An 18,545-nucleotide genomic window follows, 5' to 3' on the forward strand; every position below is an offset into this window, starting at 1 on the left:
CGTGGTGAACGGGCTGCGAGGTGGACGGGGCAGCGCTTCAGGCGCTGCTCCGTTTCGCGTCCGGCGCGGAGCGGTGGTCGCGGTCGTAGGCGTCGGCCCAGCGGGCGAACACGTCACGTGACTGCGCCGGGCCCAGGACCACGCGTTCCAGTTGGGCCATCTTGGCCTCGTAGGCGCTGATCGCGGTCGGGTCGTCGTGGAAGACCGTCGCCGTCTCGGTCTCCGCGTAGGCCAGCGGCTTGACCGGCGACGAGAACGTCAGCAAGGTCCCGGAGTGGCGCAGGTAGGTGTGCGACGGCGCGCTCATCGGGATGATCCGCGGGCTGAACCGCGGCCAGCCGCACATCAGCGTCAGGCGCAGCATCTGGTCGCGCATGACCTTCGCGTCGCCGACGACGATCCGCAGCGCCGCCTCGTGGAGGTAGATCACCGTCTCCGGTCCGCCCGGCCTGCGCAACGCGTCCTGCCGCGTCATGCGCGCCTCCGTCAGGTCCCGGTCCCTGGTCAACGCGTACGCGTAGTCCTCGGTCTGCGCCAGGCTCGGCACGACCAGCGGCTCGTAGGTCGTCACCGTGCTGGCCACGTGCTCGTGCACGGACAGCGCCGTGAGCGTGTCCGGCCACGGGTCGTGCCGGCGCAGGAAGTTGCCCGCGTCGACCTCGCTGGCGATCGCCAGGACCCGGTCGCGGGTCGCCTTGTCCGCGCCGCACCGGCCCAGCAGCGTCCCGATTTCCCACGGGCTCGTGCCGCGGGTGCCGGTTTCGAGTTTCGACAGCTTGCCCAACGACCAGCCGAGCGCGTCGGCGACGAATGCCGACGACATCCGGGCCCGGTGCCGGACGCGGCGCAATTCCTCACCCAATTCCCGACTGCGGGCCGTGCTCAGCCGCGCGACGGTCTTTTCCTCGGACTCCATGAAACCCCCTTGGCGCACTGTGCAAAGGGCGCGGCGAGTGGTGTGCGCTGCGAAGTCCCGTCGCGCGCTGCACCACTCGCCGCGCATGTCCGACCAGTGTGCGGGCTGGTCGGAAGCTCTGGTGCACAACACCTTGTCCGGCCCGCAACAGCTGGTCAATCCCCTTTTCGAGCGAGAGACTTGACCAGTGGTCCCGCTTTAGGATGCATTTCCATGAACCGCAACACCTCGAAATCCATCGCTTTGGGCGCGCGTTTGCGCAACGTTCGCGTGGCCAACAAGCTCAGCCAACGCGCACTCGCGAAGAAGATTGGTGTCGTACATTCGTTGCTTTCGCGCAACGAAAGCGGCCAGCGCGTCCCGACACGAGCGGAGGTCATCCGCATCCTCGAACCGCTCGACATCACCGAACGGGATCGCGAAGAAATCCTGGCGATGACCGAAGATCCCGCCGGATCACCCCTCGCCGTGATCGACCTGCCCGAACGACGAGCGCAGCTCGCCGCCCTGGTGGAGGTCGAGCAGATGGCCCACGAGGTGGTGAGCTGGTCGCCGCTGCTCATCCCCGGGCTGCTCCAGGTCAGCTCCTACACCCGCTCGATCATGGAGTCGGCCGGAATCCCCGAGGGTGAGGTCGCCACCCGCGTCGCGGTGCGGATGGGGCGGCGTGACGTCCTCACCCGCCGCAACCCGGTCCGCTTCACGGCTCTGATCGGCGAGGCGGTGCTGAAGCAGACGATCGGTGGCCGCGAGGTCATGGCCGAGCAGTTCGACCACCTGCTGATGATGAGCGCACACGAGAACGTCGACCTCAGGGTCGTGCCCTCCACCACTGGTTGGCACCCCGGTCTGAACGGCGCTTTCCACCTGCTCAAGTGCAACGGGACCTCGTTCGTGCACCTGGAGAACTCGATCAGCTCGGTGTTCGTGCAGGAGTCGGAGGCGGTAGCCGGCTTCGAGGCGTCCGTGCCAAGGTTGCTGGACGTCGCGATGAGCCCGGAACGGTCCTTCGAGCTGATCGCGAAGGAGGTCCGGACGACGGGAGTCTCATGACCCTGCGGTGGAGGAAGTCCAGCAAGAGCGTCGAGAGCGGCTCCTGCGTCGAGGTGGCGAACCACCTGGGCGCGGTGCGGGACAGCAAGAACCCCTCGGCCGTGCTGGGTGTCAGCCCGGCACGGCTGAGGGCGTTCGTGGACGCGCTCAAGTCCCGGTGAACGCGAAGGCCCCGGCGGAGTCCGCCGGGGCCTTCGCTTCGTCGTGCGGGTCGTCAGACGTGCTTGGGAGCCGGCCCCGCCTGGTCGGTCAGCATCCGCAGGCCGCTCACCAGGCCGCCGGACAGGTCGCCCTCCTTGAAGGACGCGACCATGCTCATCACCGCGAGCTTCGCGCCGCGGTCGGCGATGCGGCGGTGGGACTCCTCGCCCGTCACCACCTCCACCCGGCGCTCACCGGGCGACACGGCGACCAGCACGGCGTGCGTGGGTCGCGTGGTGGCGGCGTGCAGCTCCTCGGCCTTCGCCCGCGCGTCCGCGCCCAGCTCGCCGAGGTAGACGCTGAAGTCCAACCCGGTGGTGCGGCTGGCCAGCGTCAGCGCCTCGTCCAGGCTCGACAGCTGCACCGGCGTGAACGGCAGGCTCGGCGCGTGCGGCTCGTACATCTTCGCGGCGGACACCCGGCCGCTGTTGGTCACGACCGCGCCGACCCCCAGCGTCGACGGGTCGACGTCCACCCTCGTCAGCTCACCAGTTGCCACGGGCACCTCCCTTGGCGGTGCGGCCCTCGGCCGGCGCCGGGACGGCCTGGTGCGCGCCGCCGGGCAAGCCCGCGGGGTTCGCCGTCCACCAGACGGGGGCGTAGTTCCACTCCTGGCCCGGGCGGTACCGCTGAATGCGGGTGGCCTTCGGCCTCAGCGTCAGTAGCGTGATCACGCCGTAGATGGCCAGCGGGATCAGCGCGAAGACGAGCACGGTCTCCACGATGGTCACGCCGGTTACGGTAACCGATCGTCCAGGTCAGGTCGGGGTGAGGGCACCCGTTTCCGCACTGGTGTGGGTCCGGCGGTGTGCGCGGGGCGTCCGGCGGCCCCGTCCAACTGTGAACGCGGCACCGCGGGCGCGGTCGGCGATCACGCGTACGGCGGTGACCACGCCGTGGGACGCCGACCGGGGCCGCGACCACGTGGCGGTCGCGGGGACGGGCCCTGGCACGTGGCATAGCGGCCTGTGAGCTACCTGACGTCCTACCTGCGACGACGTCACCCTCGGTATGCATCGGTGCCGGATGCACTAGCTCTCGTGCTCGATCGTCGCAGTGCGTACACCCGGATGGCCTTCCCCCGGACGGAGGCGAATGGCGGCCGGTTTGGCGTCTTGTCCTGGGCCCACTCGGCTTCTAGCTTTTCACCTGTACGGGTCTTGCGCATCCGATACCGGAGTCCAATACCCGCCCGATGAGTCTCGGAGGACACGACATGTACACCATGAACCTTGTTCTGGTCGCCGCCCTCACTCTTTCGTCGTACACCCAATCGGAGCAGAGCGTTACCACTGTTCAGCCCCGGGACACGCTCGCCGAGTCGGTGCGCATCACCTCCGACGACTCCGTTCGGATTACTTCCCAAGGCTCCGTCCGCATCACGTCGGTCACGGACGACTCCGTGCGCATCACGGCGTCGGAGTCCGATTCAGTCCGGATCACGGGGTCGGACACCGACTCCGTGCGCATCACGATGGCGGGCTCGGTCCGGATCACCTCGGACTCGGTCCGGATCACGTCGGACTCGGTCCGGATCACGGACGGCTCCGTGCGCATCACCGACGACCCCCGGGACTACGTCCTGGCGGCGTGAGGAGGAGCGGGCGCTACGCCGCGGGCTCGCCCAGGTAGGGCAGCCACAGCGGGTCGGCCTCGGTGACGCCGGCCAGCAGCCGCCAGTGCGGCCCGCGGGGCGCGTTGGGCACCACGCGCAGGCGCCAGCCGAGCTCCGAGAGGAGCTTGTCGGCCTTGCGGTGGTTGCACTTCGCGCAGCAGGCGACGCAGTTGGTCCACGAGTGGGGGCCGCCGCGGCTGCGCGGCACCACGTGGTCGATCGTCTCGGCGCGTCCGCCGCAGTACGCGCAGCGGTACCGGTCCCGGTGCATCAGCCCGGCCCGCGTGAGCGGCACCCGGCCGCGGTAGGGCACCCGCACGTAGTTCGCCAGCCGGATCACCGACGGGACGACCACCTCGGACGTCGAGGAGTGGACGACGGCCCCGGCGGGGTCACCGTGCACGACCTCGGCCTTCCCGCACACGACGAGGACCACCGCGCGCCGCAGGGGCAGCGCGGTGAGCGGTTCGAACGTGGCGTTGAGCAGCAGGACCTTGCGTCTTCCCCAGGGCAACACCACGGGCGCCGGACCGGCCCCCTGGCCGTCGGCCACAGTGTGCACGGTGTTCAGCGCCAGCTGTTTTTGGCCGGACGGCACCGACGACGCGATCCCGGCGTTCACCAGGGCGCCGATCGGGGTGGGTTGTCGGTCTGGCACGCGACCACCTCCACCGGTTCAGACCTAGCAGACCACAGATCGACCCCAAAAATCACCTGTGATATGTGACGTGTCACGAAGCCGAGTCCGAAACTTGGGTGAACAGACCCCTATCGGACATGGTTTTCATCAAGCGCGCTACGCTCGGCGAGGTGACCGAAGCCTCCCGCGCAGCGCTGCCTGCGACGATCACCTACCCCACCGCGCCGCGGCTCGACCTCGTCGACGACCTGCACGGACACGCGGTCCACGATCCGTACCGCTGGCTCGAAGACCCTGCGGACCACCGAACGGCCGCGTGGTCCGACGAGCAGGACGTGGTGGCGCGGTCGTGGCTGGACGCGATGCCCGGCCGGGACGCGCTCGCCGCCCGACTGGGTGAGCTGATGCGGACCGGTTCCGTCGGCACGCCGGCGTGGCGGGCCGGGCGGGCGTTCTACACCCGCCGCGGGCCCGACGAGGACCACCCGGTGCTGTACGTGCGGGTGGACGGCGTGGAGCGGGTGCTGCTGGACGTGTCGCGGCTCGACCCGTCCGGGCGGACCACGCTCGACCGGTGGTCGCCGTCCCGCGAGGGCACGCGGCTGGCGTACCAGGTGTCCGTGGGCGGTGACGAGCACTCGTTGCTGCACGTCGTGGACGTCGACACGGGCGAACTGCTGGACGGTCCGATCGACCGGTGCCGGTACTCGCCGGTCGGCTGGCTGCCCGGTGGCGAGGAGTTCTTCTACGTGCGGCGGGTCGACCCCGCACTGGTGCCCGAGGACGAGCGGCAGTTCCACCGGCGGGTGTGGCGGCACCGGGTGGGCACGCCGGCGTCGGACGACGTGAACGTGCACGGCGACGGGCTCGACCACACCTACTACTACGGGCTGTCGCTGTCGGAGGACGGCCGGTGGCTGGTGGTGAACGGCGCGCCCGGCACCGTGCGGCGCGACTCGGTGTGGATCGCCGACCTGCACGGCTCCGGCGAGCTGACGCCGGTCGTGCGCGACTCCGACGACGTGCAGTGCTCGGCGTGGGTCGCCCCGGACGGGCGGCTCTACCTGCGGACCAGCCGGGACGCGCCCCGGTTCCGGGTGTGCGTGGCCGACCCGGCGACCCCGACCGAGTGGACCGAGCTGGTCGGCGAGCAGCCGGACTCGGTGCTGGACGCGGTGACGTGGCTGGACGGGTCGCTGGTGCTGCTGCGGACCCGGCACGCGGTGTCGGAACTGCACCTGCACTCCCCCGCGACCGGCGAGCACCTGCGGGAGGTCCCGCTGCCCGGCACCGGGTCGCTGCACGGGTTGTCCACAGTCGACGAGCTGACCGTCGCGGACCGGGACGTGCTGTGGTTCGGGTGGTCCGACTTCATCACGCCCTTGTCGGTGTACCGGTACTCGCTCTCGACCGGCCGGACCGAGCTGGAGGCGGCGGCGCCCGGAACGGTGCCCCTGCCGGAGTTGTCCACACAACAGGTCTCGTACACGTCGGCCGACGGCACGGTCGTGCGAATGTTCGTGGTGTCCGGTCAGCAGCACCCGGACCTGCCCCGGCCGACGTTGCTCACCGGGTACGGCGGGTTCGCGGTGGGTCGCGGGCCGGGGTACAGCGCGACCACGTTGGCGTGGGTCGAGGCGGGCGGCGTGTGGGCGCACGCGTCGTTGCGCGGCGGCGACGAGGAGGGGGAGGAATGGCACCGGGCGGGGATGCGGGAGCGGAAGCAGAACGTGTTCGACGACTTCCACGCGGCGGCCGAGCGGTTGATCGGCGACGGGTGGACCACGCCGCAGCAGTTGTCGATCATGGGCGGGTCGAACGGCGGGCTGCTCGTCGGGGCGGCGTTGACGCAGCGGCCGGAGCTCTACGCGGCGGTGGTGTGCTCAGCGCCACTGCTGGACATGGTGCGGTACGAGAACTTCCTGCTGGGACGGCTCTGGGCGGAGGAGTACGGCTCGGCGGCCGTGCCCGAAGAGCTGGAGTGGCTGCTGGCCTACTCCCCGTACCACCGGGTGCGGCCGGGAGTTGAGTACCCTTCGGTGCTGTTCACGGTCTTCGAGTCGGACAGCCGCGTGGACCCGAACCACGCCCGGAAGATGTGCGCGGCACTGCAGCACGCGACGTCGAGTGATCCGACCAAGCACCCGGTGCTGCTCCGCCGCGAGACCGAGGTGGGGCACGCGGGCCGATCGGTGAGCCGATCGGTGGGCCTGGCCGTGGACCAGTTGACCTTCTTGGCCTGGGCGACCGGCCTGGAGTTGTGAGAGTGGAGGACTGAGCAGGTGCTGGACGTGGAGCCGACGCCGTCACCGGTGTTCAACGTGGAGTCGACCCTCGCCGTCGAGTGGTGGGTGACCAACGGGCCCAAGATCGCCGAGGGCGCGTTGCGGATCGCGTTGACGCTGATCATCGCGGTCGTGGTCCGGTTCGTGCTCCGCCGGCTCATCGACCGGATGACCCGGGGCAACGGCGGCCGCAAGCCCAAGTTGCTCAAGCCGCTGCGGGAACGCGCTCCCCAGGCGCTGGGCGCGCTGGTCTCCGAACGGCGCGAGCAGCGGGCCAAGACCATCGGCTCGGTGCTCAAGTCGTTCGTCACGATCATCGTGTTCGGGGTGGCGTTCATCCAGGTCCTCACCGAGCTGGGCATGAACCCCGCGCCCATCCTCACCTCGGCGGGCATCCTCGGCGTCGCCATCGGTTTCGGCGCGCAGAACCTGGTCAAGGACTTCCTGTCCGGCATGTTCATGATGTTGGAGGACCAGTACGGCGTCGGCGACGTGGTCGACCTCGGTCCCGCGACCGGCACGGTCGAGTCGGTGGCGCTGCGGATCACCACGATCCGGGACACCAACGGCACCGTCTGGTACGTCCGCAACGGCGAGATCCTGCGGGTCGGCAACTCGTCGCAGGGCTTCGCGGTGGCGGTCGTCGACCTGCCGCTCGGGTACGGCGCGAACCTGGCGTCGGCCAGCGAGGTGCTGACCAAGGCCGTGGAGGAGGCCACGGGCGAGGAGCTCCTGGCCAAGGACGTCATCGACAAGCCGCAGGTGCTCGGCGTCGAGAAGGTCACGCCCGAGGGCATCACCATGCGGGTGACGGTGAAGGTCCGGCCTGGCCGCCAGTGGGCCGTCCAGCGCGCCCTGAGAGCCAAGCTGATGCCCGCGCTGGACGAGGCGGGCATCTCGCTGAAGTCCACCTGACGGCGATCGGGCAGGAGCCGCCGTGCTCCTGCCCGACCACCCGGCAGCCGCTCAGGCCGCGATCACCGCGGCGAGCGTGTCGGCCAGCGACCGCGCGTCCTTCGAGCGGGCGGAGTCGGCCACGGCCCGGTCGCGGACGACCTCGATGCGGTCGAACGTCCTGGTCGAGCTGATGCGCCCGGCCGGGCTCAGCAGGTCGGCCGCCAGGCGGTTCGCCTCCGCGTGCTCACCTTGCAGCACGCGGACGCCCACCAGGGAGATCACGTCGAACAGGTTCGACCGCTGGTAGGAGTCGCGGCGCAGGCGCAGCGCCTCGGCGAGGTGCGGTTCGGCCCTCTTCTCGACGCCCGGCCGGTGTTCGGCCACCGTCCGGTACGACAGCGCCGCCATGCCCTCCAGCCCGGCCCGGTCGAAGTAGGACAGCCACGCGGGCGCCTCGGCGGGGTCGGCTCGCGCGAAGTCCGCCTCCGCGGCGCCGACCGCCCGGTCCACCGCCCGGATGTCGCCCAGGGTCGCGTGCGCCCAGGACTCGCAGGTCGCGAGCATGGCCGCGGGCATCGGTCCCAGCCTGCTGCCCGAGCCGCGCCTGGCCAGCGCGACCAGGGACAGCGCCTCGCGGGGCTTGCCCACGTGCACCATCTGGCGCGCCATCCGGGACAGCACCTCGACGCCGAGCCCGGTGTCGCGCGCCCGTTTCGCGCAGTGCAGGGCGAGCGTGAAGTACTGCTGCGCGGTCGCCTGGAGGCCGACGTCGTGCGACATCCAGCCGGCCAGCCTGGCGAGGTCCGCGGTCGACCGGAACAGTCGGCGGGAGATCGCGTCGGGGTAGGTGTGGTCGAGCAGGTCGGTCATCGCCTTGAGCTGCCCGACCACGGCCTCGCGGTACAGGCCGCCGCCGCGCTTGGCGTCCCAGGCCCAGAACGTCCTGGTCGCGGCCTCGATCTCGGCGATCTCCGCCGTGCCGATGCGGCCCGGGCCCAGTGCCGGGGTCGGCGCCGTGTCGTCCGCGTCCAGCCACCCGGTCAAGCGCCCTTCCAGGACCGCGCCCGTGGCCAGGGCGGCGGTCGCGCCGAGCACGTCCCTGCGTTTGATCATCAGATCGCTCCTGGTGAAGTCCTGCAACGTGGCGACCAGCGCCCGGTGGTCCCACGAGACCTGGTCGCGGGTCGGCGACGGCGTGGCCAGGCCGAGGTCGGCCGGCGTGCACGGCCGGCCCGTCCGGTCGGCGAACAGCGCGGCCAGCAGCTCCGGGACCGGGTGCCGCGGCCGTTCGCCCTCCAGCCACCGCCGCACCCGCGAGCTGTCCGGCGCGACGTTGTAGCCCCGGGCCCGGCCGAGCCGCCCGACGGCGCGCGCGAGTTCGAGCTGCGTCCACCCTCCTTGGCGGAACCAGCGCAGGAGCGCCTCGTTGGCGTCGCCCATGTCGTGTTCTCCCTCGTGGCAGGAGATGTCGCGCCCAGGATGCGGCGCGCCGTGGCGGTCCACCACGGATCGGCGCGGTCCGCCACGCGTTCGCCAAGCGGGCGCTCGGGGGCGTTGGGAGTCGAGCAGGGCGACCGCACAGGCCACCTCGGCCGACGCGCGCGAGTGCTCCTGGGCGGAGATCACGCGTTCCGCCTCGGCGATCAGCTCCCGGGCCCCACCGGGCGCCACGACCGCCGCCACCCGCCCCAGCGGGCGGACCCGTTGTTCCACCATCAGCAGGGGCGCCACGGCCCGCACCCGAGACAGGCGCCAGTCGATCTCGTGCTCGCGCACCACCAGGTCCAGCGCGAGCACCTGCGGTCGCGCCGCCGACACCGCGACCGGTGAGCGCGGCGGGTCGCGGTCGAAGTCCACGGCGGACCGGGCGGGCTCCACGGCTCCCGCGACCACCGCCCGAAGCCCCCTTCAGCACGACCGCCCGCGCGCCCCGCGCCTCGAGGACCACGCCGACCCGGCGACTCCAGGCGTGGAGCAGACCCGGCTCGTCGGCGAACTCCACCAACTCCTATCGCCGACCGGTCCACCGTCACCACGAGGGACCCGGCGCCCTGGTCGCCGCCCACGTGCACCGTGACGTCGCCACCGGCCTGCACGACCGTGCCCGACACCTCGGACACCTCGTTGCGCACCTCGTCCACCACGCCGGGCGTAGGTCCGCGGCGGGGGTCGGCGTGGGCTGCCGGATGGGGCCTGAGGCAGGATGGAGGCGTGACCACTCCGCCGGAGAACTTCTACGAAGCAGTGGGCGGGTACGAGACGTTCCACAAGATCGTCGCGGTCTTCTACGAGGAAGTGGCCGCCGATCCCGTCCTGCGCCCGCTGTACCCCGAAGAGGACCTCGGTCCCGCCGAGGAGCGGTTCCGGCTGTTCCTGATGCAGTACTGGGGCGGTCCGCACACGTACTCGGACAACCGCGGTCATCCTCGGTTGCGGATGCGTCACGCTCCGTTCGTGATCGGTCCCGTGGAGCGGGACGCCTGGTTGCGCTGCATCAAGGTCGGCGTGGACTCGGTCGACCTCTCCCCCGAACACCGCAAGCAGCTCTGGGCGTACCTGGAGATGGCCGCCAACAGCATGATGAACGCCTGGGTGTGATTCTTGATCACTCGAACGGGGTCGTGGTGTCGGTCGCGAATGGCAGGATGACTCCTCGTGCGACGATCCTCCGATCTACAACCAGAGATCGCCGACGAGTCCGCCTGGTGGCGTGACGCCGTCTTCTACCAGGTCTACGTCCGATCCTTCGCCGACGCGAACGGTGACGGCGTGGGCGACCTCGACGGTATCCGCTCCCGGCTCGGCTACCTCGAACTGCTCGGCGTGGACGCCCTCTGGCTCACGCCGTTCTTCACCTCGCCCATGGCCGACCACGGCTACGACGTGGCCGACCCGCGTGACGTCGACCCGCTGTTCGGCGACCTGGCCGCGTTCGACCGGCTGGTCACCGAGGCGCGCGCGCACAACCTGAAGGTCACGATCGACCTGGTGCCCAACCACACCAGCGACCGGCACGCGTGGTTCCAGGCCGCGCTGCGGGCCGGGCCGGGCTCGGTCGAGCGGGACCGGTTCATCTTCCGCGACGGCGGCGGGTTCGACGGGTCCGTGCCGCCGAACAACTGGTCGAGCCAGTTCGGCGGGCCCGCGTGGACGCGCGTGCCCGACGGGCAGTGGTACCTGCACCTGTTCGCGCCCGAGCAGCCCGACCTGAACTGGGACAACCCCGAGGTCGCCGCCGACCTGGCGCGCACGCTGCGGTTCTGGCTGGACCGCGGGGTGGACGGGTTCCGCATCGACGTGGCGCACGGCATGGCCAAGCCCTACGGGTTGCCGAACATCGATCCGCGGGTCGAGCTGGGCGCGGGCGTCATGCACGACAACGCGCTGGACCCCCGGTTCGACAACGACGGGGTGCACGAGATCCACCGGATGATCCGCAAGGTCATCGACGAGTACCCGGGCCGCATGGCCGTCGGCGAGGTCTGGGTCGCCGACGACGAGCGGTACGCCCGGTACCTGCGGCCCGACGAGCTGCACCTCGGGTTCAACTTCCGGCTGCTGGAGGCGCCGTTCGACGCCGACGCCGTCCGCTCGGCCGTCGAGCACGGGTTGGGCGCGGTCCGGTCGGTGGGCGCGCCCGCGACCTGGACGTTGTCCAACCACGACGTGCCGCGGCACGTGACCCGGTACGGCGGTGGCGACCTCGGGGCGCGGCGGGCGCGGGCGATGGCGCTGGTCGAGCTGGCGCTGCCCGGCGTGGTCTACCTCTACAACGGCGAAGAGCTCGGACTGCCGGACGTGGAGCTGCCGGAGTGGGCGTTGCAGGACCCGATCTGGCTGCGGTCCGGGCGCACCCTGCGCGGTCGCGACGGGTGCCGCGTGCCGTTGCCGTGGGAGGGCGACACCCCGCCGTTCGGCTTCTCGGAGGCGGTGACCACGTGGCTGCCGCAGCCGAACGAGTGGGCGGGCCTGACCGCCGAGTCGCAGCTGGAAGACCCCGAGTCGATGCTGTCGTTCTACCGGCACGCGCTGGAGCTGCGGAAGTCGCAGCCGGCGTTCGAGGGCGACGAGCTGGAGTGGTACGGCGCGCCGCCCGGGTGCTTCGCGTTCCGGCGCAAGGGCGGGGGGCTGATCTGCGCGCTGAACACGTCCGGCGGCCCGGTGCCGCTGCCGCCCGGTGAGATCCTGCTGGCCAGCGGTCCGATGGACGGCAACCAGCTGCCGCCCGACACGGCCGTCTGGCTCGTCTGACGACGCGCCGCGGAGCAGCTAGGGGCGCTGGTCGACGACGTGGTCCAGCCGGTAGGGCCGGTAGCCGCGCGGCCCGCCCTCGTAGGGGTAGACGAGCGTGCGGCGGACCGTGCCCAGACCGCCGCACTGCTCGCGACCCAGGTAGTGGGTCCGCCACGGGTTCGCCCACGCCTCGAACAGCACCACGTGCCGGGTCGTCCGGTCCCCGACCGGGTCGATGAGCACGTCGGCGGGCAGCAGCTCGTCCTTGGTGATCGGCGTGCTCACCGCGACCAGCTCCACCGTGTTGAGCCCGCCGTGCGGCAGGTCGGGCAGCCCGAACGCCATCGACGCGAAGCCCGAGCAGTCGGTGCGGTAGGTGCCGTAGCGGTTGGTGTGGAACGCGGTCTGGCTGTACGGCACGCGCACCCAGCTGTCGGCGCGCCGCAAGACCTCGGCCCTGGTGATCGGCACGGCCCGGCTCCCGTCTGACGACCGCCGAGCCCCCGACCGGTGTGGTCGGGGGCTCGACGGGGGTGGGGTCAGTAGCTGGTCACGTCGAACGTGGTCACGCCGTTGGCCACCTCGTGCCACGTGGTGCCGTACAGGCCGCCGTCCTTGGCCGCGAGGGTGCCGTCGGTCCGCAGGAAGCCGAGCCGGCCCGCGGCGGCGTCGAGCTCGACGTCCTTGACGCCCGACAGCTGGTTGGTCCAGCCGGCCTGCAGGCCGCCCGCCTTGACCGACGCGAGGCCGTTGGCGAACACCACGCCGATCCAGTCGCCCGACAGCTCGAAGTCGGTCACGCCGCTGGTCTGCTCGACCCAGTTCGTGCCGTACAGGCCGCCGTCCTTGACCACGACCGAGCCGTCGTTGCGCAGCACGCCGATCCGACCGGCCGCGGCGTCCAGCTCGAGGTGCTTGGCGTTGCCGACCTGGGTGGTCCACCCGGCGTACAGGTTGCCCTGCTTGACCGAGACCGTGCCGTTGGTCGACACGACGCCGATCCAGTCACCCGACAGCGCCAGCTCCGCGACGCCGTTGTACTGCTCGACCCAGCCGCCCTGGAGGCCGCCCTCCTTCACGGTGACCGTGCCGTCGTTGCGCAGCACGCCGATGCGGCCGGTCGCGGACTCCAGCGCGAAGTCCTTCACGTTGCCGATCTGGGGGAACCATCCCTGGTACATGTCGCCCTGCTTGACGTGCAGGGTGCCTCCGGCGTCGACGACGCCGACCATGTCGCCGTCGAACTTCGCCTTGACGATGCCGCCGCCGTGCACCGGGGTCCACCCGGCGTCCAGCTCGCCCTGCTTGCCGATGACGGCGCCGCCGCCACCGAGGACGCCCAGGCGCTTGGCCAGGGCCGGGGTCGTGCCGATGCCCGCCGGGCTGACGAACGCGGAGATCCGCTGGCCGCCGATGTACTGGCCGACCCGGTGGCCGCCGGTGGCGTACTGCACCGACGAGGTGGTGGGCCCGCTGCCGCCGGAGTTGCCGTTGATCGTGGTCATCGAGGTCGCGGTGACCGCGTCGACGATGGAGACGTGGTCGGCGTAGCCGTTGCCCTGGTAGTTCAGCACCACCGCGTCGCCGATCTGCGGCACGTAGCCCGAGTCGGTGTGCAGCGTGCCGTTGTTGACGCCGTAGAGGTAGAAGCTGCCCGCGGCGGGGGTCAGGCGGTCGGTGTGGAGGCCCGCCTTGTTCCACACCCAGCGGGCGAAGTCGGCGCACCAGGCGTGGGCCATGCGGCAGGAGTCCATGTAGCCGACGCCGCCGAGGCTGTTGGTACTGCACGTCTGCTTGCCCAGGTTGGCTCTGGCCAGGTCGCGGATGTCCGTGCGGGCGTCGGCGACGGCGGAGCCCGCGGCGAGCAGGGTCAGGACGGGGGCGAGGACGGCGGCGGCGAGGGCGGTGGTGACGGTGCGGCGCACGGTCGTCTTGATCGACATGGTGGTGTTCCTCTCGGTGTGCTCGGGGTTGGGGCGAGGGTCAGCGGTTGCAGTTGATGGCGGACTCGGGGACCGGCAGGCTGCCGCCGTTGAAGTGGGCGAGCGCCCGCTTGTAGGAGGCGCAGCGGTTGTTCGACTCGGTGGGGTCGAGCGCGTACGAGTAGCCGATCGCGCGGCCGACCGCGCCCATGTCGTAGGCGTCGGCGGCGGCGTTGATGTTGCGGGCGACCGTCCAGTACCAGCCGGCGATCCTGGCGCTCCACTGGAGCGAGGCGGCGTCGGACGGGTTGTTCAGGAAGTCGTGGCCGAGGCTCGCGCCGGCGGACTGGTAGTTGTACTGCCCGGTCAGCTGGATGAAGCCGCGACCGCGGTAGGGCGCGGTGCTGCCCGCCTCGCCGGCGTTGTAGCGGAAGCCGCTCTCGTGCTTGAGGGTCGCCAGGAACGCGGCCTTGCGGGTCGGGGTGGTGATGCCCTTCTGGGCCATGACTTCGTTGAGGCCGGGCAGACCGGCGGCGACGGTGTCGGTGGCGTACGCGGAGCCGTAGACGGCGGTGATGTCGTTGATCGTCACGTGGCCGGCGGCGGAAGCGGGCGCTGCCGTGGCCAGGCGGAGCTGCTCGACCCCGTTGGTCTGCTCGACCCACGGGCCGTAGACGCCGCCGTCCTTCACGACCGCGGTGCCGTTGGTCCGCAGCACGCCGATGCGGTCGCCCGAGATCTCGATGTCCTTCGCGTCACCGAGCTGGTTCACCCACGCCGAGTAGAGGTTGCCCTCCTTCACCGTGGCCAGCCCGTTGGCCAGCACGACGCCGATGTGGCTGCCGGACAGCTCCAGGTCGGTGACGCCGTTGGTCTGCTCGACCCAGTCGGACCAGAGGTTGGACTCCTTCACCGCGACCGTGCCGTCGGTGCGCAGCACGCCGACCCGGTCGCCCGACAGCTCCAGGTCGGCGACCCCGCCGATCTGCGGGACCCACCCGGCGTCGAGGCCACCCTCCTTGACGTTGACCGAGCCGTCGTGGCCGACGATGCCGATGCGGTCGGGGGTGATCTCCACTTCCCGCACCCCGTTGGCCTGTTCGGACCAGCCGGCCTGGAGACCGCCCTCCTTCACCGCGGCCGTGCCGTCGGTGCGGACGATGCCGATGCGGTGGCCGGCGAGGCGGAAGTCCTCGACCCCGTCGGCCTGGTGCGCCCAGCCGGCCCAGAGGTTCCCCTCCTTCACCCACAGCCTGCCGCCGGTATCCAGCACGCCGACGCGGTCGCCCGCCACCTCGAACTTCTCGATCCCGGTCGACACGTTCTCGAGCCAGGAGGCGTGCAGCGTGCCTTCCTTGATGTGCACGTCACCGGAGGTGGACAGCACGCCGACGCGGCTGGACCCGACCGGCAGCTCGGCGGCCTGGGCGGCGGTGGCGAGCCCGGTCGCGGAGAGGCCCGCGGTCAGCAGGCCGACCACGACCGCAGCGGCGGCGACGCGGGTGGCGTTGGTGCTGGTGAGGACCTTCATCTCGGCTCCTTCTCGGTTGGTGCCCCGGTGTTGGCACAACCTTGTCGCCGAGTCCTGCGAGAAAGCTCAAAGCGCGTTTTGAGGTTGTTTTGAGATCGGTCCGGACAAGCGGAAGGGCTGGGAGCACGTGGCTCCCAGCCCTTCGTCGTCGCTGGTCAGGACGCCCGCGCGAGCTCCTCCGAGACCGTTCAGGACGCCCGCACGGGCTCCTCCCAGAGCGCTCGACGCGGCACGGCGGGGGTCGACGGGCGCGGTTCGCGCGCCTCGCGGCTGCCGTGCGCGGTGAAGATCGCCAACGCCTCGGTCCAAGCTCCCTCGGCGGCGGCCGGCTCGCCGAGGGCGGTGTACGCGGTGGAGAGGTCCCGCAGCGTCCTGGCCCGCCACACCGGCAGGGCCAGTGCCCCCCACCGGTGCAGCGCCTGGTCCAGGTAGCGGCGGGCCATGTCCGGCCGGCCGGCGGCCAGCTCCAGCTCGCCGAGGGTGCGCAGCACGAGCGCCTGGCCGAAGCCGTCCTGCATCTCGCCGCACGTGCTCAGGCACTCGAGCAGGTCGCTGCGGACGGCGTCGGCGCGCCCCCGTCGGATGCGGACCTTGGCCAGCGCCTGCACGGCGTACGCGGACATCAGCCGGTCGCCCAGGGCGCGCAGCACGCCCACCGCCTCGGCGCAGTGCTCGTCGGCCTCGTCCCAGCGGCCGGCGGCCCGGTGCACGATGCCCACCGAGCGCAGCGCGATGGCCTCGCTGTGCCGGTCGCCCAGCTCTCGGTAGAGCTCGAGCGTCCGCACGCAGTTCTCCAGCGCCCCGTCCAGCTCGCCCCGCTCGGTCAGCACGCGCCCCAGGCCGTGCAGGGCCTGCGCGACCAGGCGCCGTTCGCCGTGGGACCGCAGCACGGGCAGCGCCAGGTCCAGCAGCTCGGCGGCGCGGTCGAGCTCGCCGTGCTCGCGCATCACGGTGCTCAGCGACAGCCGGGCCGTCGCCTCGCCCAGGGCGTCGTCGGCCTCGCGGAAGGCGTCGAGCGCTTGCTCGTAGTACCGCGCGGCGTCGTCGAAGCGGTCCTGCTCGTAGCACAGCCAGCCCAGGCCGGACAGCAGCCGCGCCTCGCCCGCCCGGTCGCCCGTGCGCCGGGCCGCCTCCAGCGCCGAGGAGTGCGTCCGCCACCACTGGCCGAACAGGTTGCGCACGGCGAACCGGGACGAGCACAGCGTCGCCGCCAGGCGGGTGGCCACGTCGGTGAGGTCCAGCTCGGCCACCCGCTCCACGACGCCGACCAGGCCCGCCTGCTCGGCGTCGAACCACCCCTCGGGGTCGGCGACCACGTCGTCGGCCGCGTCACGGTCGAAGTAGCGGGGGTCGAGCGCGACCGGCGTGCCGCCGAAGTGCGCGTGCGGCATCCGGCTGCCCGCCAGCTCCACCAGCGACAGCCACGCCTCGGCGGCACGCGCGCAGGCCGACTTCGCCTCCGCCGGCGGTTCTTCGGCCTCGCCGCGTTCGCGGACGAACGCCCGGGTCAGGTCGTGCAGGCGGTAGCGCAGGGCGGAACCGTCGTCGGTGGCGGCGATGTCGAGCAGTTGCGAGTCGACGAGCCGTTCCGCGACCTCCTCGGCCTCGTCCGGGCCGCAGTCGAGCAGCGGCGCGAGCAGCCAGCCGCCGAACGTGGACACGTCCAGCAGCCCGAGCCGGCGCAACGCCGTGCGCTCCCGCTCGCCCAGGCCGTCGTAGCTCAGCGCGAGGCTGCCCCGCACCTCCAGGTCGCCCAGGGTCAGCTCCTGCAGCACGCGCCGCTGCACGCCCAGCCGTTCGGCCAGCCGGGACAGCTTCCACTGCGGCCGGGCGGCGAGCCGGGCCCCCGCGATGCGCAGCGCCAGCGGCAGGTTGCCGCACAGCCGGATGATCTCGCCGGCGGCGTCGGGCTCGGCGGTCACCCGGTCGTCGCCGACCACGCGGTCGAGCAGCTCCACGGCTTCCTCGTCGCGCAGCACGCGCAGGTGCAGCTGGGCCGCGCCGCTGAGCGCGCTCATCCGCTCGCGGCTGCTCACCAGCAGGGCGCACGTCGCGCCGCCGGGCAGCAGCGCGCGGATCTGGCGCTCGTCGCGGGCGTCGTCCAGCACGATCAGCACCCGCCGGTCGGCGACCAGGGTGCGGTAGAGCTGGGCGCGTTCCTCCAGGTCCGCGGGGATGGCGGGATCGGCGACGCCGAGGGCGCGCAGGAAACCCGCCAGCACCTCGGCCGGGTCGGCGGGCACGGCCTGCACCCCGCGCAGGTTCGCGTAGAGCTGGCCGTCGGTGAAGTGGTCGCGCACGACGTGGGCGACGTGCGCGGCCAACGTGGACTTGCCCGCGCCGGGCTGGCCGGAGATCGCGCACACCCGCACCGAGCCGGTGTCCGCGGTCAGCCGCGCCACCAGGCGTTCCTGCTCGGCGACCCGGCCGGTGAAGTCGCCGATGTCGAACGGCAGCTGGCTGGGCGTCGGCGCGGCGCGGGGCGCGGGCTCCGCCGTGCGCGCGTCCGCGTCGCCGCGCAGGATGCGCTCGTGGGTCGCCCGCAGCGCCGGTCCCGGTTCCAGGCCCAGCTCGTCGAGCAGGACCCGCCTGCCGTCCTGGTAGCACGCGAGGGCGTCCGCCTGCCGTCCCGCGTGGTGCAGGGCCAGCATGAGCTGGCTGCGCAACCGCTCCCGCAGCGGGTTCTCGGCCACGGCCGCGCTCAGCTCGGCGACCAGCGACTCGCCGCGCCCGATCGCGAGGTCGGCGTCGAACCGGTCCTCCAGCGCGGCGAGGCGCATCTCTTCCAGGCGCGAGCGCTCGCCCTCGGCCCAGGCGCCCTGCGCGCCGCCCAGCGGGGTGCCGCGCCACGCGGCGAGGGCGGTCGCGAACCGGAACGCCGCGCGTTCGAGGTCGCCCTCGGCCAGCGCCTTGCGGCCCTCGGTGACCTCGGCGGTGAACACGTGCAGGTCCACCTCGTCGAGGTCGGCGGCCAGCAGGTACCCGCCGCCGGAGCGCGACAGCACGTCACCCAGGCTGCGGCGCAGCGACGAGACGTAGGTGTAGATCGCCGATCGCGACTGGTCCGGCGGCTGCTCGCCCCACATCGCGTCGACCAGCTGGTCGAGCGACACGACGCGGCCCGCGTGGATCGCCAGCAACGCCAGCAGGGTCTTGGGCTTGGGTCCCCCGACCGCCACCGACCTGCCTTCCACCCACGCCTCGACCGGCCCCAGAACCTTGAACTCCACCCATGCCCCCCGTGACGCCGCC

General features: G+C 71.9%; 16 protein-coding genes. 7 read left to right on the forward strand and 9 right to left on the reverse strand.

All coding sequences use genetic code 11. The features are described 5' to 3' along the window. Positions 1-37: 37 nt before the first annotated feature. Positions 38-916, reverse strand: a complete 879-nt coding sequence (locus LNK82_RS05875) for a helix-turn-helix domain-containing protein (RefSeq protein ID WP_230565904.1) — start codon at positions 914-916, stop codon at positions 38-40. A gap of 213 nt (positions 917-1,129) precedes the next feature. Between LNK82_RS05875 and LNK82_RS05880 the strand changes: the two genes are divergently transcribed. Both LNK82_RS05880 and LNK82_RS05885 read left to right on the forward strand, forming a co-directional pair. Further along, positions 1,130-1,969: a helix-turn-helix domain-containing protein gene (locus LNK82_RS05880; protein ID WP_230565905.1), complete on the forward strand. Its 840-nt coding sequence runs from the start codon at positions 1,130-1,132 to the stop codon at positions 1,967-1,969. Then, positions 1,966-2,130 (forward strand): DUF397 domain-containing protein, encoded by a 165-nt coding sequence (locus LNK82_RS05885; RefSeq protein WP_230565906.1) that lies wholly within the window; start codon positions 1,966-1,968, stop codon positions 2,128-2,130. The genes LNK82_RS05880 and LNK82_RS05885 overlap by 4 nt, the downstream gene beginning before the upstream one ends. Positions 2,131-2,183: 53 nt before the next feature. Here the strand turns inward: LNK82_RS05885 and LNK82_RS05890 are convergent, their stop codons facing one another. Together LNK82_RS05890 and ctaJ are read right to left on the reverse strand one after the other, a co-directional pair. Further along, positions 2,184-2,669: a DUF5130 family protein gene (locus LNK82_RS05890; RefSeq protein WP_230565907.1), complete on the reverse strand. Its 486-nt coding sequence runs from the start codon at positions 2,667-2,669 to the stop codon at positions 2,184-2,186. Further along, positions 2,656-2,901: an aa3-type cytochrome oxidase subunit CtaJ gene (ctaJ, locus tag LNK82_RS05895; protein WP_073889412.1), complete on the reverse strand. Its 246-nt coding sequence runs from the start codon at positions 2,899-2,901 to the stop codon at positions 2,656-2,658. The genes LNK82_RS05890 and ctaJ overlap by 14 nt, the downstream gene beginning before the upstream one ends. Positions 2,902-3,386: 485 nt before the next feature. Between ctaJ and LNK82_RS05900 the strand changes: the two genes are divergently transcribed. Next, complete coding sequence (locus tag LNK82_RS05900; protein WP_230565908.1) at positions 3,387-3,764, forward strand: hypothetical protein; 378 nt, start codon at positions 3,387-3,389, stop codon at positions 3,762-3,764. Between the two features lie 13 nt (positions 3,765-3,777). Here the strand turns inward: LNK82_RS05900 and LNK82_RS05905 are convergent, their stop codons facing one another. After that, positions 3,778-4,443: an HNH endonuclease gene (locus tag LNK82_RS05905; protein ID WP_230565909.1), complete on the reverse strand. Its 666-nt coding sequence runs from the start codon at positions 4,441-4,443 to the stop codon at positions 3,778-3,780. 152 nt (positions 4,444-4,595) lie between these two features. Here LNK82_RS05905 and LNK82_RS05910 point away from each other — a divergent pair, with 152 nt between their 5' ends. After that, positions 4,596-6,689: a prolyl oligopeptidase family serine peptidase gene (locus LNK82_RS05910; RefSeq protein ID WP_230565910.1), complete on the forward strand. Its 2,094-nt coding sequence runs from the start codon at positions 4,596-4,598 to the stop codon at positions 6,687-6,689. An 18-nt stretch (positions 6,690-6,707) separates the two neighbouring features. Next, complete coding sequence (locus LNK82_RS05915) at positions 6,708-7,625, forward strand: mechanosensitive ion channel family protein (RefSeq protein ID WP_372470418.1); 918 nt, start codon at positions 6,708-6,710, stop codon at positions 7,623-7,625. Between the two features lie 51 nt (positions 7,626-7,676). On the opposite strand, the gene LNK82_RS05920 is transcribed toward LNK82_RS05915, so the two are convergent. Then, entirely contained in the window at positions 7,677-9,500 is a 1,824-nt protein-coding gene (locus LNK82_RS05920) for an NsdA family TPR-like regulatory protein (RefSeq protein WP_230565911.1), read from the reverse strand. Positions 9,501-9,818: 318 nt separating this feature from the next. Between LNK82_RS05920 and LNK82_RS05925 the strand changes: the two genes are divergently transcribed. Together LNK82_RS05925 and LNK82_RS05930 are read left to right on the forward strand one after the other, a co-directional pair. Next, positions 9,819-10,205 (forward strand): globin, encoded by a 387-nt coding sequence (locus LNK82_RS05925; RefSeq protein WP_230565912.1) that lies wholly within the window; start codon positions 9,819-9,821, stop codon positions 10,203-10,205. 57 nt (positions 10,206-10,262) lie between these two features. Beyond that, a complete protein-coding gene (locus LNK82_RS05930; RefSeq protein ID WP_230565913.1) occupies positions 10,263-11,858 on the forward strand; it encodes a glycoside hydrolase family 13 protein in 1,596 nt (531 codons plus the stop codon). Positions 11,859-11,876: 18 nt separating this feature from the next. On the opposite strand, the gene LNK82_RS05935 is transcribed toward LNK82_RS05930, so the two are convergent. The 4 genes from LNK82_RS05935 to LNK82_RS05950 all read right to left on the reverse strand — a co-directional run bounded on the left by LNK82_RS05935 (position 11,877) and on the right by LNK82_RS05950 (position 18,523). Continuing rightward, positions 11,877-12,311, reverse strand: a complete 435-nt coding sequence (locus tag LNK82_RS05935; RefSeq protein WP_230565914.1) for an NlpC/P60 family protein — start codon at positions 12,309-12,311, stop codon at positions 11,877-11,879. A gap of 68 nt (positions 12,312-12,379) precedes the next feature. Then, entirely contained in the window at positions 12,380-13,783 is a 1,404-nt protein-coding gene (locus LNK82_RS05940) for a CHAP domain-containing protein (protein WP_230565915.1), read from the reverse strand. 40 nt (positions 13,784-13,823) lie between these two features. Further along, positions 13,824-15,293 carry a glycoside hydrolase family 19 protein gene (locus tag LNK82_RS05945; RefSeq protein WP_230565916.1) on the reverse strand — a complete coding sequence of 490 codons (1,470 nt, stop codon included), beginning with the start codon at positions 15,291-15,293 and terminating at the stop codon, positions 13,824-13,826. A gap of 188 nt (positions 15,294-15,481) precedes the next feature. Further along, complete coding sequence (locus LNK82_RS05950) at positions 15,482-18,523, reverse strand: AfsR/SARP family transcriptional regulator (protein WP_230565917.1); 3,042 nt, start codon at positions 18,521-18,523, stop codon at positions 15,482-15,484. Positions 18,524-18,545 lie beyond the last annotated feature (22 nt).

The organism is Saccharothrix luteola (assembly GCF_020859565.1).
Lineage (GTDB): Bacteria > Actinomycetota > Actinomycetes > Mycobacteriales > Pseudonocardiaceae > Actinosynnema > Actinosynnema luteola.